Annotated in this window: 16 protein-coding genes; 10 read left to right on the plus strand and 6 right to left on the minus strand. The window is 72.2% G+C overall.

Annotated features, from left to right (window positions below; all coding sequences use genetic code 11):
* Positions 1-15: 15 nt before the first annotated feature.
* Positions 16-801, minus strand: coding sequence for a VOC family protein (locus tag AC3IYI_RS30050; RefSeq protein WP_489406616.1), 786 nt, complete (start codon positions 799-801; stop codon positions 16-18).
* 194 nt (positions 802-995) lie between these two features.
* On the opposite strand from AC3IYI_RS30050, the gene AC3IYI_RS30055 reads away from it, so the two are divergent.
* Positions 996-1,856, plus strand: a complete 861-nt coding sequence (locus AC3IYI_RS30055; RefSeq protein ID WP_489406617.1) for a sulfurtransferase — start codon at positions 996-998, stop codon at positions 1,854-1,856.
* A gap of 77 nt (positions 1,857-1,933) precedes the next feature.
* Here AC3IYI_RS30055 and sepH read toward each other — a convergent pair whose 3' ends face one another.
* On the minus strand, positions 1,934-2,950 hold the full coding sequence (gene sepH, locus AC3IYI_RS30060; protein ID WP_489406618.1) for a septation protein SepH: 1,017 nt from the start codon (positions 2,948-2,950) through the stop codon (positions 1,934-1,936).
* A 538-nt stretch (positions 2,951-3,488) separates the two neighbouring features.
* Here sepH and AC3IYI_RS30065 point away from each other — a divergent pair.
* Positions 3,489-4,334 carry a hypothetical protein gene (locus AC3IYI_RS30065; protein ID WP_489406619.1) on the plus strand — a complete coding sequence of 282 codons (846 nt, stop codon included), beginning with the start codon at positions 3,489-3,491 and terminating at the stop codon, positions 4,332-4,334.
* Positions 4,335-4,378: 44 nt separating this feature from the next.
* Here AC3IYI_RS30065 and AC3IYI_RS30070 read toward each other — a convergent pair whose 3' ends face one another.
* Both AC3IYI_RS30070 and AC3IYI_RS30075 read right to left on the minus strand, forming a co-directional pair.
* Positions 4,379-5,719: a D-arabinono-1,4-lactone oxidase gene (locus AC3IYI_RS30070; protein ID WP_489406620.1), complete on the minus strand. Its 1,341-nt coding sequence runs from the start codon at positions 5,717-5,719 to the stop codon at positions 4,379-4,381.
* A complete protein-coding gene (locus tag AC3IYI_RS30075) occupies positions 5,664-6,926 on the minus strand; it encodes an MFS transporter (protein WP_489406621.1) in 1,263 nt (420 codons plus the stop codon). Before AC3IYI_RS30075 ends, AC3IYI_RS30070 begins: the two co-directional genes overlap by 56 nt.
* 170 nt (positions 6,927-7,096) lie before the next feature.
* Between AC3IYI_RS30075 and AC3IYI_RS30080 the strand changes: the two genes are divergently transcribed.
* On the plus strand, positions 7,097-8,272 hold the full coding sequence (locus AC3IYI_RS30080) for a ferrochelatase (RefSeq protein WP_489406622.1): 1,176 nt from the start codon (positions 7,097-7,099) through the stop codon (positions 8,270-8,272).
* An 82-nt stretch (positions 8,273-8,354) separates the two neighbouring features.
* Positions 8,355-9,170 (plus strand): inositol monophosphatase family protein, encoded by an 816-nt coding sequence (locus AC3IYI_RS30085; protein ID WP_489411732.1) that lies wholly within the window; start codon positions 8,355-8,357, stop codon positions 9,168-9,170.
* A 74-nt stretch (positions 9,171-9,244) separates the two neighbouring features.
* Here the strand turns inward: AC3IYI_RS30085 and AC3IYI_RS30090 are convergent, their stop codons facing one another.
* Positions 9,245-9,418, minus strand: coding sequence for a hypothetical protein (locus AC3IYI_RS30090; RefSeq protein ID WP_204357838.1), 174 nt, complete (start codon positions 9,416-9,418; stop codon positions 9,245-9,247).
* 258 nt (positions 9,419-9,676) lie between these two features.
* Here AC3IYI_RS30090 and AC3IYI_RS30095 point away from each other — a divergent pair, with 258 nt between their 5' ends.
* From AC3IYI_RS30095 to AC3IYI_RS30110, 4 genes are all read left to right on the plus strand, one after another.
* A complete protein-coding gene (locus AC3IYI_RS30095) occupies positions 9,677-10,330 on the plus strand; it encodes a response regulator transcription factor (protein ID WP_112451148.1) in 654 nt (217 codons plus the stop codon).
* A gap of 5 nt (positions 10,331-10,335) precedes the next feature.
* Positions 10,336-11,580, plus strand: a complete 1,245-nt coding sequence (locus AC3IYI_RS30100; RefSeq protein ID WP_389690232.1) for a sensor histidine kinase — start codon at positions 10,336-10,338, stop codon at positions 11,578-11,580.
* A 394-nt stretch (positions 11,581-11,974) separates the two neighbouring features.
* On the plus strand, positions 11,975-12,271 hold the full coding sequence (locus AC3IYI_RS30105; protein WP_112451146.1) for a DUF4193 domain-containing protein: 297 nt from the start codon (positions 11,975-11,977) through the stop codon (positions 12,269-12,271).
* A gap of 12 nt (positions 12,272-12,283) precedes the next feature.
* On the plus strand, positions 12,284-13,216 hold the full coding sequence (locus AC3IYI_RS30110) for a hypothetical protein (RefSeq protein WP_489406623.1): 933 nt from the start codon (positions 12,284-12,286) through the stop codon (positions 13,214-13,216).
* A 15-nt stretch (positions 13,217-13,231) separates the two neighbouring features.
* Here AC3IYI_RS30110 and AC3IYI_RS30115 read toward each other — a convergent pair whose 3' ends face one another.
* On the minus strand, positions 13,232-13,693 hold the full coding sequence (locus tag AC3IYI_RS30115) for a DUF3093 domain-containing protein (RefSeq protein ID WP_489406624.1): 462 nt from the start codon (positions 13,691-13,693) through the stop codon (positions 13,232-13,234).
* Positions 13,694-13,751: 58 nt separating this feature from the next.
* On the opposite strand from AC3IYI_RS30115, the gene AC3IYI_RS30120 reads away from it, so the two are divergent.
* Positions 13,752-14,336, plus strand: a complete 585-nt coding sequence (locus tag AC3IYI_RS30120) for a PaaI family thioesterase (protein ID WP_489406625.1) — start codon at positions 13,752-13,754, stop codon at positions 14,334-14,336.
* Positions 14,336-14,869 carry a dUTP diphosphatase gene (dut, locus tag AC3IYI_RS30125; protein ID WP_243331620.1) on the plus strand — a complete coding sequence of 178 codons (534 nt, stop codon included), beginning with the start codon at positions 14,336-14,338 and terminating at the stop codon, positions 14,867-14,869. The genes AC3IYI_RS30120 and dut overlap by 1 nt, the downstream gene beginning before the upstream one ends.
* Position 14,870: the final 1 nt, after the last annotated feature.

The raw sequence follows: 14,870 nt of genomic DNA on the forward strand, positions 1-14,870 counted from the left end.
TGGCGTCGGGCCCGGTCAGCCCCTGCCGCGGACGAGCGTGAACACCGCGCCCTCCGGGTCCGTGACCACGGCCAGCCGGCCGCTCAGGCCCTCGCGCGGCGGCTGGACGACCCGGCCGCCGAGCCGCAGGACCTGGGCGGCGGCCGCGTCGGTGTCCTCCACCTCGAAGTACGTCATCCAGTGCGGCCCCCGGTCGTGGGGCAGGGAGCGGCCGACCCCGTGCACCGCGGCCACCGGCCGGCCCTGCAGGGACAGGGTGAGGTAGTCGAAGTCCGCGCAGGCGTCGGCGTGCGCACGGGCCTCGTGGCCGAAGACGTGCTCGTAGAACTTCCCGACCGTCGAGGTGTCCTGCGTGACCAGCTCGTGCCACACCGGGGTGCCGGGCCCCCCGGCCAGCCGGGTGCCGAGGTGGGACGCCGCCTGCCAGAGCCCGAAGATCGCGCCCAGCGGGTCCGAGCAGATCGCCACCCGTCCCGCGACCCCGGCATCGAGCGGGCCGACCGCCACCGTGCCGCCGCAGGAGCGGATGGATTCGGCCGTGGCGTCGGCGTCGTCCGTGGCCAGGTACGTGGTCCAGGCGACCGGGAGCTGCCGGTCCGGCGGCATCTCGCCGATGCCGGCCACCTCCCGCCCGCCGAGCATCGCCCGGACGTACGGGCCGAGCTGCTCCGGGCCGGGCTCGTACTCCCAGCCGAACAGGTCGGCGTAGAACTCCTCGGTGGTCCCGAGGCCGTGCACCATCAGGCTCGCCCAGCACGGCGTGCCGGGCGTGCGCCGCGTTGCTTCCGATGCCTCGGTCATGTCAGCCGTCTCCTCCGTCGTCACGCTCGTGACCCTTCCCGGAGCTGATGCTTCCACTCCAGGGGGCCCGGCGCGCCCCGACCGGCCGGGTTTCGCGGGAGCCGGGAGAGATGACCGGATCAGTGCGGCCCGGCCCGGCCCGTCGATGTACTGCCTGTTACGCGGGGCGTGCGGCGGGGAGCAAAATGGCGAGCATGACTGCGAACCCGCCCCGCTCCCCGCTCGTCTCCGCCGCCGCCCTGAAGGAGGAGCTGGCCGGCCCGCTGCCGCCGGTGCTCCTGGACGTCCGCTGGCAGCTCGCAGGCCCGAACCTGCGGCCCGAGTACGAGACCGGACACCTCCCGAACGCCGTCTACGTCGACCTCGACGCGGAACTGGCAGGTCCGGCGGGCTCCGGCGGCCGGCACCCGCTGCCCGACCCCGAGGAGTTCGGGGCGGTGATGCGGCGGGCCGGGGTCTCGGGGGACGTGCCGGTGGTCGTGTACGACGGCGGTCAGGGCTGGGCGGCGGCGCGCGCGTGGTGGCTGTTGCGCTGGACGGGTCACCCGCGCGTGCGGGTCCTGGACGGGGGACTGGCCGCGTGGAAGGCCGGTGACGGTCCGCTGTCGGCCGAGGTCACTCCTGTGAGCGAGGGCGATTTCAAGCCAAATCCGGGTGCCATCGGACTGCTGGACGCGGACGGGGCGGCGGCGCTGGCCCGGACGGGTGTGCTGCTGGACGCACGGGCGGGCGAGCGGTACCGGGGCGAGGTCGAACCGATCGATCCGGTCGGGGGCCACATCCCTGGGGCGGTGTCGGCGCCGACCACGGAGAACGCGGGACCCGACGGCCTGCTCCTGGACCGCGACGCCCTGCGGGCCCGCTTCGAGGGCCTCGGCGTGCACGCCGACACCGCCACCCCGGTCGGGGTCTACTGCGGCTCGGGCGTCTCGGGAGCCCACGAGGTCCTGGCGCTGGCGGCGGCGGGCATCCCGGCGGCGCTGTACGCGGGCAGCTGGTCGGAATGGTCCGCGGACCCGGCGCGCGAGGTGGCGGTCGGCGAGCTGCCGGGCTAGGCCGTCGGCGCAGGTGCTCCGCCCAGGGCCCCGATGGCGGTCTCCGCCGCCGGGGCCCGGGTACGTACTGCTCCTGACTACTCCTGCTTCTTGCGGCGGGTGCCGAAGACGATCTCGTCCCAGCTCGGCACCGCCGCGCGGCGCCCGGGACGCACCCCGTCGGCCTCCGCCTGCCGGTCGGTCGTGCCCGTCAGCCGGTCCCGGTGTCCCGCCACGGTGCGCGGCATCAGGACGTCCGCGTACGCGGAACCCGCACCGGCCGACGCCGAAGCGGCGGGCGGCTCCTCCGCCTCCGGTTCGCTCACCGGCTCCGGAACCACCAGGTCGCCGCGGAAGCTCGGTACCGCCTCCAGCAGGGCCGTCAGCGTGTCCCGTTCGTCCTCGAGCTCCGGCTCCGGCGGGGGAGGGGGCGCGGTCGGCCTCTCCATCTGACGGTCGAGCGCCCGGTCCAGCGGCCTGTCGCGCGGCAGCCGCGCGATCCTCGGCACGAACGGGAAGCTCGGCTCCGGGGTCGCCGGCAGGTCGTCCGACTCGCCGATCAGGGAGCGGGCCTCGTCGTCGACGGCGACGACCAGCCGGCGCGGCGGGTCGTACGTCCAGCTCGCCGAGTGCGGTTCGCCCGCGACCCGGTAGACCAGCAGGACCTCCCAGGTGCCGTCGTCGCGGCGCCAGGAGTCCCACTGGACGGATTCCTTCTCCGCCCCGCGCAGCGAGAGCCTTTCCTGCACGGCCTCGCCGAGCTGGGGTCCGGTGTTCTCGCCGGGCCGACGCACGGGGGTCTTGCGGGCCCGCTCGGCCATGAACGCGCGCTCGGCGAGCACGGGGCCCTCGAAGCGGCGTACCCGGTCGACGGGGATGCCGGCCATCTGAGCGACCTCCTCCGCGGAGGCACCGGCCCGTATGCGGGCCTGGATGTCGCGGGGGCGGAGGTGGCTCTCCACCTCGATCTCGATCTGGTTCAGGCGCGCACGGTCGTTGCGCACGGCAGCGCGGAGACGCTCGTCGATCGGAAGCGTGTACTCCGTGCTGTCCGCAGCCTTGAGCACCAGTCGTGTGCCGTCATTTGAGACGGCCACGACACGCAGTTCGGGCATGGGGACCTCCCGGGTGGTGCCTGCCGACGTCACGTGCGTCGCTGCTTCCGCTAGTCGAGTGTGGCCTGCCCGGGTGCAGCCTGCCACTACCTTGCCGAGTTAAACCGGCGTGTCGGGCATGCGCCCTTGATCGCTGTTATGGCACGGTTACCTGTTGGGCACGCACAGTGACCGAACGATTACTGTGCGCAGCAGGATCCCGTGCAATACCGCGGCATCGCCGGTCTCGAGTGCCGTTTTTCCATCAGCCGGCCCCCTCTCCCGAGTCCGGACATCCGAAAGGAAGGACGGCCCCAGGGCTCGCCACAGTACTCCATTCGGGCCACCTGGGTGGACCGCCGCGCCGCCGAACTTGTCCCGGACGGCGGGAGTTGGGCTGCCCTGGAGCGGGTCCACATCCGGCCGGACCTGGGCGTGCGCTCGTTTTCGGGTGTCCTGCTTCACAGAATCTCCGGAAACGGAACTATCCGTTTCGCTGATGTGTCAGTAACGGGAGAAGGCGTTGGAGCGCGAGGGGCAGGACACGCAGGGGATGGCGATGGGTCAGAAGACGGTGCTGGACGTCGAACCGGAGCAGGAGAAGGAGAAGAAGAAGCTCGATCTGAGCGCGGCTCAGGTCGCGGGTTCCTCCCTCGCCACGGTCGCGGCGGCCCTGCTCGCCTCGCAGATGGGCGTCTACGGGACCATCCTCGGCGCGGGCGTGGTGAGCGTGGTGGCCACCGCGGGCGGGCCCGTCATCCAGCACTTCTTCCGCCGCACCGGCGACCAGCTGCGCGAGACCGCCCGGCCGAGGGCGCGTCAGGTCCCGGTGGACGGGCTCGGGTCCGCCGCCGCCGGGCGAGCGCCGGACGGCACCATGCTGCTGGGCACCGTCCCCGTCGGCGGGCCGCTGCCCGACGAGGAGTTCGGCGAGGGGACGGTCCACGGCACCCGGATGCGGGGCTGGAAGCGGACCGCCGTGGCCTCCGGAGCCGCCTTCGTCATAGCGCTCGGCGGCCTCGGGACCTACGAGGCGATGGCCGGTACCTCGGTCAGCGCCGGCGGAGGCACGATCCTCACCGGCGGAGTCGGCAAGGCCCGCGACTACAAGCCGGACCCGTCCAAGGACCCGTCGGGTACCGGCACGGGCGAGAAGGGCGGGAAGACCCCGGACACCGGGAACTCCCCGAGCCCCTCGCACTCGAACGGCAATGAGAGCCCGAAGCCCGACCCGGACCCCTCGGGCTCCCCGGACCCCACGCCGACCCCGACCCCGACCCCCACGCCCACGCCCAAACCGACACCGACCCCCACGCCGACCCCGACTCCCACGCCGGGCAACGACAAGCAGACGCCGGGCGCCGGCTCGGACACCGGCACCGGCCAGGAGTCGCAGACCCCCTGAGGGCCCGGCTGAGGGCTCAGTCGCCCAGGCTCAGTCCCCCAGGCTCAGTCGCCCAGGACCCGCCTCAGGTAGTCGTTGCCGAAGACCCGGTCCGGGTCCAGCCGGTCCCGGAGCGCGGTGAACTCCCCGAAGCGCGGGTACACCTGGGCGAAGTACTCCGCGTCCCGCGTGTGCACCTTGCCCCAGTGCGGCCGCCCGCCGTGCTCGGTGAAGATCCGCTCGGCGGCCGTGAAGTAGGCCTGGTACGGGGTGCCCTTGTACATGTGCACCGCGATGTACGCGCTCTCGCGTCCGGAGGCCGTCGACAGGGTGATGTCGTCCGCCGGAGCCGTCCGCACCTCCACCGGGAAGCTGATCCGCAGGCCGGAGCGGTCCACCATGGCCTTCAGCTCCCGCAGCGCCCCGACGACGCGCTCGCGCGGAAGGGCGTACTCCATCTCCACGAACCGCACCCGGCGCGGGCTGGTGAACACCTTGTACGGGATGTCCGTGTAGGTGCGCGCCGACAGGGCGCGGCTCGCGATCCGGGCGATGGAGGGGATGGCCGCCGGGACGGCGCGGCCGAAGGAGTTGACGGCCTGGAAGAGGCCGTTGGACAGCAGCTCGTCCTCGACCCAGGCGGAGACCGCTCCGGGCGGGGCGGCCGGTCCCTGGCTGCGGTTGTTGCGCTTGGTGTTGCAGTTACCGGTGTGCGGGAACCAGTAGAACTCGAAGTGCTCGTTCTCCGCGTGGTGCTGGTCGAACTCCTCCGTCACCCGGTCGAAGGTCATCGGCTCTTCACGGGCGGTCAGGAAGAAGAGCGGCTCCACGGCGAAGGTGAGCGCGGTGACGACGCCGAGCGCCCCGATGCCCAGCCGGGCCGCCGCGTAGACCTCGGGATTCTCCTTCTCGGAGCACGTCAGCAGCTCGCCGTCCGCCGTGACCAGCTCCAGGCCGCGGATCTGGGCGGCGATGGAGGCCGAGTCGCGGCCGGTTCCGTGGGTGCCGGTGCTGGTGGCGCCCGAGACCGTCTGCTCCATGATGTCGCCCATGTTGGTGAGCGACAGGCCCTCCTTGGCGAGGGCCAGGTTGAGGTCCTTGAGGACCGTGCCCGCCGCCACGGTGACGGTGGCGGCGCCGGCGGTTCGGTCGATCGCCTGGATCCCGGCCAGCGCCTGCGGGCGGATCAGTACGCCGTCGGTCGCGGCGGCCGCCGTGAAGGAGTGGCCGGTGCCGACCGCCTTCACCTTCAGCCCGTCCCCGGCGGCCCGGCGGACCGCCTCCCGGAGCTCCCCGACCGATGCCGGGGTGACCACGCGCGCCGGCGTGGCGCTGACGTTGCCCGCCCAGTTATGCCACGCGGCGGTCCGTGTCCCGCTGCTGCCTGCTGTCCCCGTCGTCGCCATCGTTGGAAGGCTCCTCCCCTTGCGCCGACCTCGTCAGCCGGCGGTAACCCGCGAACGCAACCGCCGCCGCGGCGGTCCCCGCCGAGATGGAGACGACGTACCCGCTCTTCGCGCCGGCGGCGTCGATGACCCAGCCGGCCACGGAGGAGCCGAGCGCGACCCCGACCGCGAGGCCGGTGCTGATCCAGGTCATGCCCTCGGTCAGCTTCGCGCGTGGTACGTGCGCCTCGATCAGGGCCATCGTGGTGATCATCGTGGGAGCGATGGCGAGGCCCGAGACGAAGAGCGCCACGGCCAGAAACGGAAGGTTCCCGGCCAGTAGGAGGGGGATCATACTCACGGCCATCGCACATATGCCCAGCACCCACCTGCGTTCCGGCTTGCCCTTGAGGTGCAGCAGGCCGAAGACGATGCCGGCGAGGCAGGAGCCGACCGCCCAGATGGCGAGGATGAAGCTGGCTGCGGACTTGTGGCCCTGTTCGTCGGCGAAGGCCAGCGTGACCACGTCGATGGAGCCGAAGATGGCGCCGGTGGCCACGAAGGTGGCCATCAGCACCTGGAGTCCGGGGGAGCGCAGCGCCGAGGTCCGGTCGGCGTCCTCGCCGCGCGGGTGCGGAGCCGGCTCGGTGGCGCGCTGCGCGGTCAGCCACCACACGCCCACCAGCAGGCAGACCCCGGCGACCAGCGGGCCGGCCTCGGGGAACCAGGTGGTGGAGAGCCCGATGGCCAGGATCGGCCCGAAGATGAAGCAGACCTCGTCCAGGACGGACTCCAGGGAGTACGCCGTGTGCAGTTCGCGCGGCGAGTCCCGGTAGATGGCCGTCCACCGGGCGCGGATCATCGAGCCCACGCTGGGCACGCAGCCGGCGAGCGCGGCGAAGACGAACAGGGTCCAGTCGGGCGTGTTGTTGGCCGCGCACAGCAGCAGCCCGGAGATGGCCAGGAGCGCGAGCAGGCTCGCCGGTCGCAGGACGCGGCGCTGGCCGTACTGGTCGACCAGGCGCGAGACCTGCGGGCCGATCACCGCGGCGGAGAGCGCGAGGGTGGCGGTGAGGGCGCCGGCCAGCGAGTAGCGGCCGGTGAGCTCGGAGATCATCGTCAGGATGCCGATGCCGACCATGGAGAGCGGCAGTCGGCCTATGAGGCCGGCCGCACTGAAGCCCCGGCTCCCGGGGGCGGCGAAGATCGCGCGGTAGGGACTGGGCAAGGTGCCCTCCGTAAGGGACGTCATTGGCCCATACAGGCTACGGCCGCACACACGGCGCCCGCGCGGGGAGGAACCGGACAGCGGCCCGAGGGGCCCGTACCCCGGGCCGGGCGGTCTCGGAGGCCGGGCCTGTTTTCCGCGCGGCGGCGGCGGGTGGCAGGATTCGAAGCATGTCTGACCAGCTCCGCGCCAGCGCCCCCGGCTCGGCCGAAGGCCCCGCCGCCCCCTACGACGCCCTCCTGCTGCTGTCCTTCGGCGGCCCCGAGGGGCCCGACGACGTCGTGCCGTTCCTGGAGAACGTCACGCGCGGGCGCGGCATCCCGCGCGAGCGGCTCAAGGAGGTCGGGCAGCACTACTTCGGCTTCGGCGGGGTCAGCCCGATCAACGGCCAGAACCGCGAGCTGCTGGACGCCCTGCGGGGGGACTTCGCCGGGCACGGGCTGGACCTGCCGGTCTACTGGGGCAACCGCAACTGGGCCCCGTACCTGAACGACGTGATGCGCGAGATGGCCGCCGACGGGCGCCGGCGCATCGCGGTGCTCGCGACCAGCGCGTACGCCTCGTACTCGGGCTGCCGGCAGTACCGCGAGAACCTCGCGGACGCGCTCGCCCTGCTGGTCGAGGAGGGCGTGGCCGAGGCGGACCTGCCGAAGGTCGACAAACTGCGGCACTACTTCAACCACCCCGGCTTCGTGCAGCCCATGATCGACGGGGTGCTGGCCTCGCTGGCCGCGCTGCCCGAGGAGGTCCGCGCCGGGGCGCACCTGGCCTTCACCACGCACTCCATCCCGAACGCGGCCGCGGACACCTCCGGCCCGGTGGAGGACCACACCGCCAACGGCGAGGGCGGGGCCTACGTCAAGCAGCACCTGGACGTCGCGCGGCTGATCGCCGACGCGGTCCGCGCCGAGACCGGCACCGAGCTGCCCTGGGAGCTCGTCTACCAGTCGCGCAGCGGCGCCCCGCACGTCCCGTGGCTGGAGCCGGACATCTGCGACCACCTGGAGGCCCTGCACGCGGCGGGCGCCCCGGCGGTGGTCATGGTGCCGATCGGCTTCGTCTCGGACCACATGGAGGTCCTGTACGACCTCGACACGGAGGCGACGGCGAAGGCCGCCGAGCTGGGGCTGCCCATCGCCCGCTCGGCCACGGTCGGCGCCGACCCCCGGTTCGCGGCGGCGGTACGGGACCTCGTGCTGGAGCGGGCCGCGGCGGAACGCGGGGAGGCCGTGGAGCGTTGCGCGCTCGGGCTGCTCGGAGCCGGCCACGACCTGTGCGCGGTGGGCTGCTGCCCGGCGCGCGGGCCCCGGCCGGCGGCCGCGGGCGTGGACAGCCCGTACGCGTAGCCGGCCGGTGTGCCCGGTGAAGTGTGCCCAGCGAAGTGTGCCCAGCGAAGTGTGCGCAGTGAAGTCCGTACGAGCCGAGGAACTGGAGCCGGGCGTGATCTCCGAAGAGCTGAAGACCGAACTGCTGGACGTGGCCCTGGAGGCGGCCGGCCGGGCGGGCGCGCTGCTGAGGGACGGGCGGCCCGCCGATCTGGCGGTCGCCTCGACCAAGTCGAGCCCGATCGACGTGGTGACCGAAATGGACATCGCGGCCGAGAAGCTGATCACCGGCATCCTCGCGGAGCGGCGGCCTGAGGACGGGCTGCTGGGCGAGGAGGGCTCCGAGTCGGCCGGCACCAGTGGCGTGCGGTGGGTCATCGACCCGCTGGACGGCACGGTGAACTACCTCTACGGGCTGCCGACCTGGGGCGTGTCCATCGCGGCCGAGTACCGCGGCGAGACGGTGGCCGGGGTCGTGGCGGCGCCGATGCGCGGGGAGACGTACCACGCGGTGCTGGGCCGCGGGGCCTGGCTGGGCGGCGTCCGCCTCGCCTGCCGGCCGGCGGCTCCGCTGGACCAGGCGCTGATCGGCACCGGGTTCGCGTACGTCCAGAGCCGGCGGGCCCATCAGGCCGACGTCGCGCAGCGGATCATCCCGCTGGTCCGGGACGTCCGGCGGGGCGGTTCGGCGGCGATCGACCTGTGCGACGTGGCCGCCGGCCGGCTGGACGGGTACTGGGAGCGCGGGCTGAACCCCTGGGACCTGGCGGCGGGCGAGCTGATCGCGCGGGAGGCCGGCGCGGTGACGGGCGGCAGGCCCGGAGAGCCCGCCTCGGGCGAGCTCGCGCTGGCTGCGACCCCCGCGGTGTTCGCCTCGCTGCGGCCGCTGCTGGAGGAAGCCGGGGCCTGGCACGACTGAGCGGGGCATGAGGGAACCCCGGCGGCCGGGTGGCGGCCTCCGGGGTCCGGGGGTGTGGGTAGCGGCGGCTGGAATCAGCAGGCGGAGACGGTGACCGGAACGCCGTGATCGGCTGCGATGCGCTGGAGGTCTTCCAGCTCCGCCTGTTCCACTTCCACGAGGAAGTCGTCGCCCGTCTCGCGAGCCTGCCTGAGGTCCGACTGCGTGCTCCTGATGCGCTGCAGGAGACCCGCGGTGAATGCGTCCATGGTGGGTTCGCCCCCTCTTCGTGGGTCGGCGGCGGCACGTGGCAGTGCGCCGTCAGGGAGGTGTTCGGGGTGTGAAGTCGTCCTCCCCGCCGCCTCGGCCCCAGAAACCTCGTAAGGCCGGGGAATCCTCACTTCCGTCCCTCGCGTCACCCCCCGTGGGCCCGCGATCGGCGTCTTACAGCCGGTTTACCGGCGAAAGGGGCAGGATGGAGGCCACATGACACCCCTGCCCTGACGGGCTCTGAGGAAGGAAACGACGTGCGCGTACTCGTCGTCGAGGACGAGCAGCTGCTCGCCGATGCGGTGGCCACCGGACTGCGCCGGGAGGCCATGGCCGTGGACGTCGTGTACGACGGCGCCGCGGCCCTGGAGCGCGTCGGAGTGAACGACTACGACGTGGTCGTGCTCGACCGTGACCTCCCGCTCGTGCACGGTGACGACGTGTGCCGGAAGATCGTCGAGCTCGGCATGCCCACCCGCGTGCTCATGCTCACGGCCTCCGGCGACGTGAGCGACCGGGTCGAGGGTCTGGAGATCGGGGCGGACGACTACCTGCCCAAGCCCTTCGCGTTCACCGAGCTGACCGCCCGGGTAAGGGCCCTCGGCCGCCGCACCACGGTCGCGCTGCCCCCCGTGCTGGAGCGCGCCGGCATCAAGCTGGACCCGAACCGGCGCGAGGTGTTCCGTGAGGGCAAGGAGGTGCAGCTGGCGCCGAAGGAGTTCGCGGTGCTGGAGGTCCTCATGCGCAGCGAGGGCACGGTCGTGTCCGCCGAGCAGCTCCTGGAGAAGGCGTGGGACGAGAACACGGATCCCTTCACCAACGTGGTGCGCGTGACGGTGATGACGCTGCGCCGAAAGCTGGGGGAGCCGCCGGTCATCGTGACCGTCCCCGGTTCCGGCTACCGGATCTGACGCGGGTGGCCGCGACCCCGGCGCCACCATCGGCGCCACCGAAACCGACCTGGGACCCCGGCCAGCCCGAGGGTCCTTTCCCTTGGCTGCGGCCGACCATCCGGATACGTCTCACGCTGCTGTACGGCGGGATGTTCCTGATCGCCGGCATCCTGCTGCTGTCGATCATCTACCTGCTGTCGGCCCAGGCGCTGCGGCAGGGCAACGCGCTGCCGTTCACGATCGTGGGCGGCGGCCCGATCCAGGTCACGAGCAGCTGCCCCGGCGTGAGCGGTACGGGTCAGATGCCCGACCAGTTCAACGCCGCGATCAACACGTGCATCCTCGAACAGCGGCGGCACGCGCTGGACGATCTGCTGAGCCGCTCGCTGATGGCGCTGATGGGACTGAGCATCATCGCCTTCGCCTTCGGCTACGCGATGGCCGGCCGGGTGCTCTCGCCGCTGGGCAAGATCACCCGGACCGCCCGCCGGGTGGTCGGCTCCGACCTCACCCGGCGGATCGAGCTGGACGGGCCGGACGACGAGCTCAAGGAGCTCGCCGACACCTTCGACGAGATGCTCGACCGCCTCGAGCGGGCCTTCACGGCCCAGCAGCGGTTCGTCGCCAACGCCTCGCACGAGCTGCGGACCCCGCTGGCCATCAACCGGACGCTGCTGGAGGTGCACCTCTCCGACCCCGGGGCTCCGGTGGAGCTCCAGCAGCTCGGCAAGACCCTGCTCGCCACCAACGAACGCAGCGAGCAGCTGGTCGAGGGCCTGTTGCTGCTGGCCCGCAGCGACAACCAGATCATCGAGCGCAAGCCCGTGGACCTGGCGGAGGTGGCCTCGCGCGCCCTCGACCAGGCGCGCGGAGAGGCGCAGGCCAAGGGCGTGGAGATCCGCGGGGAGCGCGCGCTGGCCGTCGTGCAGGGCAACGGTGTGCTGCTGGAGCGGATCGCGCTCAACCTGGTGCAGAACGCCGTTCGCTACAACGTGCCCGAGGGCGGCTGGGTGGAGGTCACCACCGAGGCCGTGCACGGGCAGGCGGTCCTGCTGGTATCGAACACGGGTCCCGTGGTTCCCGCGTACGAGGTGGACAACCTCTTCGAGCCCTTCAGGCGGCTGCGTACGGAGCGCACGGGCAGCGACAAGGGTGTCGGGCTCGGCCTCTCGATCGCGCGCTCCGTGGCGCGCGCACACGGCGGGAGGATCCAGGCGGTCCCGCGCGAGGGCGGTGGCCTCGTGATGCGTGTCACTCTGCCCTTGTGATGCTCTGTGAGCGCGACCACCCCGTGTTCGCTGTTGGCTGAATGCTTGGGTCATGAAGGCAGTGGCTTCTGTGCGATCGATCACAGTGTCGAGTGTCCGGCCATATGCGTTCAGTGACCTTGGGGGGGCCGGAAAGCCCGGGAAGTCCGGGTTTCCGGCACCCCTAGCGGCGGGAAATACATGGGGTGGCGTTTGTGCAAGACGGCCCCCGGACCGTGTACGGTCCCGGTCGTCATCCCAGCCAATCGCTCTTCCGAATGTGCGGCTGGGTGTCGATTGAGTAACAGACCTTGATGTGAGGCAAAATCTCCGCCTCAGGTCGGGCACAAGTCCGGCCTCTCGCGCGTTACGTGCGCTGAGACACCCGCTAAATCCCAGAGGGGGAGAGCGAACTATGGCAACGGACTACGACACCCCGCGCAAGACCGACGACGACGTAGACAACGACAGCATCGAAGAGCTGAAGGCTCGTCGCAACGAGAAGTCGTCCTCGAACGTCGACCTGGACGAAATCGACAACGCGGAGGGCCTCGACCTGCCCGGCGCAGACCTCTCCAACGAGGAACTGGCCGTACGGGTCCTGCCGAAGCAGGCCGACGAGTTCACCTGCACGAGCTGCTTCCTGGTGCACCACCGCAGCCAGCTGGCACGCGAGAAGAACGGTCAGCCGATCTGCCGCGAATGCGACTGAGAGGCGTCGGCCGTGACTGGCTCGACACCATTTCGGAAGCGGCGCTTTCGAAAAGCTGGTGATCCGGCGGAGACGCGCGAGGGAACCGGGGGCCTGGAAACAGGCCCTGGAGCCCCCGGCGTACCCGCCGTGCTCCCCGACACCGCCGAGGCGGTGCCGTCGGCCTCCGAGGCCGGCGAGGGGCCCCGGAAGCACTCCGGGGTCCGTCGGCTGCAAGCCGTCAAGGACGGTGTGCGCAAGGGCGGCGAAAGTGCCAGGGCCGCCGCCCTTTACCTCACCGACCGAGTCATCGAGAACGCACCGCGCGTTCCGGTTCGGGACCTCGCGACCCTGCGCGCGCAGTTCCCGGGCCTCGGGCCCGATCAGCTGGCCGACAAGCTGATCTCGGGCGCCGCCAACGCCACTTCCACGGTCGGCGCCGGGATCGGCGCCGCCGCCATGCTGCCGGTGCCCCCCGCCATGCCGGCCGAGATGGCCGCCGAGATCACCGGGGTCGCCGCGATCGAGCTGAAGCTCATCGCCGAACTCCACGAGGTCTACGGCCTGCGGCCGCCCGGCAACCTCAAGGAGCGCAGCGTCGCCTACCTCACGTCGTGGACGGAGGAACGCGGGATCGACCTCACCAAGCCGACCACGCTGAACGCGGCGCTCGGCGGGCAGATGAAGCGCGAACTGCGCCAGCAGATCATGAAGCGGATGTTCCGCAACCTGCCCAACCTGATGCCGTTCATGGTCGGCGCCGCGGTCGGAGCGGTCATGAACCGCCGGGACACCCGCAAAGTCGCCGAGAAGGTACGTACGGACCTGCGGGCCCGCGCCGTGTCCTGGAACGCACTGTCGCAGCTCCCGCCCCTGGAGCGGCCCGCCGAGGCCCTTCCCGAGGCGGCCAGGGCCGCCGTCGAGGGCCGGATGTTCGACCCCCGGGCCATCGGCCCGCGGGACTGAGCCCGGCGGCCGGGGTCAGTCCCGGCCCTGCGCCGCGCGGATGGCCGCCACCAGGGCCTGCGGCTCGCGGGTGGAGACGTAGACGTACGGGGTCGGGTCGGCCGGATCGGTGACCTCGACGCGCACCGCCGTCGGCACGTAGCTGCGCATCAGCATGAAGGCGCGGGTGTCGGCCTTGTACGTGCGCCAGGCGCGGGCCTCCTCCGCGTCCAGCACCTCCGGGTCGCCGAGCGCCGCCACCGGGATCCGGGCCTCCCCGGCGGCCAGCGCGCCGCCCACCACGCGCACGCGCTGGGAACCGTACGAACTCACCAGCAGCCCCATCAGCGCGGTGCCCCCGATCAGCCCCGCCAGCAGCGGCAGCGTGCCCAGCGGGAGCAGCATCAGTGCGCAGGCCAGGCCGGTCAGGGCGGTGATGGCCCACCAGGAACGGGGGGCTGTCAGACGTTCGTCGTGGTGCGCGGGGGAGAGCTGCATGCGGCCAAGCCTGCCACGAGGCGACCCGCGGGTAGCCGCGCGGGTAAGGTCTGCGGCTGTGAGTGGACGAAACACAGCGTTGACGCCCCCCGCCGATGCCACGGCGCCGGTGCGGCACCCCGATGCCCCGGCCCCGGGCGAACTGCTCGGCGCGCACTACGAGCACTGCTTCGGCTGCGGCGGCGGCCAGCCGCACGGACTCCACCTGGAGGCCCGCGCGGGTGAGGGCGTGCGCGTCACCGCCGAGTTCACCGTCAAGGCCGCCCACCAGGGTGCGCCCGGCCTCGCGCACGGCGGCGTCCTCGCCACCGCGCTCGACGAGACCCTGGGCTCCCTGAACTGGCTGCTGCGCGTCATCGCCGTCACCGGCAGGCTGGAGACGGACTTCGTCCGGCCCGTGCCCGTGGACACCGTGCTGTACCTGGAGGCCGAGGTCACCGCCGTCGCCGGCCGGAAGATCTACTCCAGCGCGGTCGGCCGAATAGGCGGACCGCAGGGACCGGTCGCACTGCGCGCCGACGCCCTCTTCATCGAGGTGAAGGTCGACCACTTCATCGACAACGGACGGCCCGAGGAGATCCGGGCGGCGATGGCCGACCCGGACCAGGTCAGGCGCGCACGCGCCTTCGAGGTGAACCCCTGATGTCTGAGAACAACACCGGCGTGGACGTGGCCATCCGGCGCGTCGACCCGGAGGTGCCGATTCCGGCCTACGGGCACCCCGGCGACGCCGGCTGCGATCTGGTCACCACCGTGGCCGCGGAGCTGGAGCCGGGGGAGCGGGCGGTCCTGCCGACCGGGATCTCCATCGCGCTGCCCGAGGGCTACGCGGCGTTCGTGCACCCCCGCTCGGGCCTGGCCGCCCGCTGCGGGCTCGCACTCGTGAATGCCCCCGGGACGGTAGATGCCGGGTACCGTGGGGAGATCAAGGTGATCGTGGTCAATCTCGACCCTCGCGAGAGCGTCAGGTTCGAGCGTTTCGACCGCATTGCCCAGCTGGTTGTCCAGCGAGTCGAGCAGGTGCGCTTCCGCGAGGTGGCGCAGCTTCCCGGCTCGGCGCGGGCCGAGGGGGGTTTCGGCTCCACCGGTGGTCATGCGGCCGTGGCCGGATCCGGCGCTGGTCAGCAGGGTGGGAATGGCTACGCTTCGGTCGTATCCGACCGGGAAGGACAGTGAC

It is taken from the genome of Streptomyces sp. GL_148, from assembly GCF_057834205.1.

Bases quoted from the DNA above. Each gene is read 5' to 3' on its own strand.
- AC3IYI_RS30090 (WP_204357838.1), bottom strand. From the start codon at position 9,418: ATGGACGCATTCACCGCGGGTCTCCTGCAGCGCATCAGGAGCACGCAG.
- AC3IYI_RS30050 (WP_489406616.1), bottom strand. From the start codon at position 801: ATGACCGAGGCATCGGAAGCAACGCGGCGCACGCCCGGCACGCCGTGC.
- AC3IYI_RS30105 (WP_112451146.1), top strand. From the start codon at position 11,975: ATGGCAACGGACTACGACACCCCGCGCAAGACCGACGACGACGTAGAC.
- sepH (WP_489406618.1), bottom strand. From the start codon at position 2,950: ATGCCCGAACTGCGTGTCGTGGCCGTCTCAAATGACGGCACACGACTG.
- AC3IYI_RS30080 (WP_489406622.1), top strand. From the start codon at position 7,097: ATGTCTGACCAGCTCCGCGCCAGCGCCCCCGGCTCGGCCGAAGGCCCC.
- AC3IYI_RS30070 (WP_489406620.1), bottom strand. From the start codon at position 5,719: ATGGCGACGACGGGGACAGCAGGCAGCAGCGGGACACGGACCGCCGCG.
- AC3IYI_RS30065 (WP_489406619.1), top strand. From the start codon at position 3,489: ATGGGTCAGAAGACGGTGCTGGACGTCGAACCGGAGCAGGAGAAGGAG.
- dut (WP_243331620.1), top strand. From the start codon at position 14,336: ATGTCTGAGAACAACACCGGCGTGGACGTGGCCATCCGGCGCGTCGAC.
- AC3IYI_RS30055 (WP_489406617.1), top strand. From the start codon at position 996: ATGACTGCGAACCCGCCCCGCTCCCCGCTCGTCTCCGCCGCCGCCCTG.
- AC3IYI_RS30115 (WP_489406624.1), bottom strand. From the start codon at position 13,693: ATGCAGCTCTCCCCCGCGCACCACGACGAACGTCTGACAGCCCCCCGT.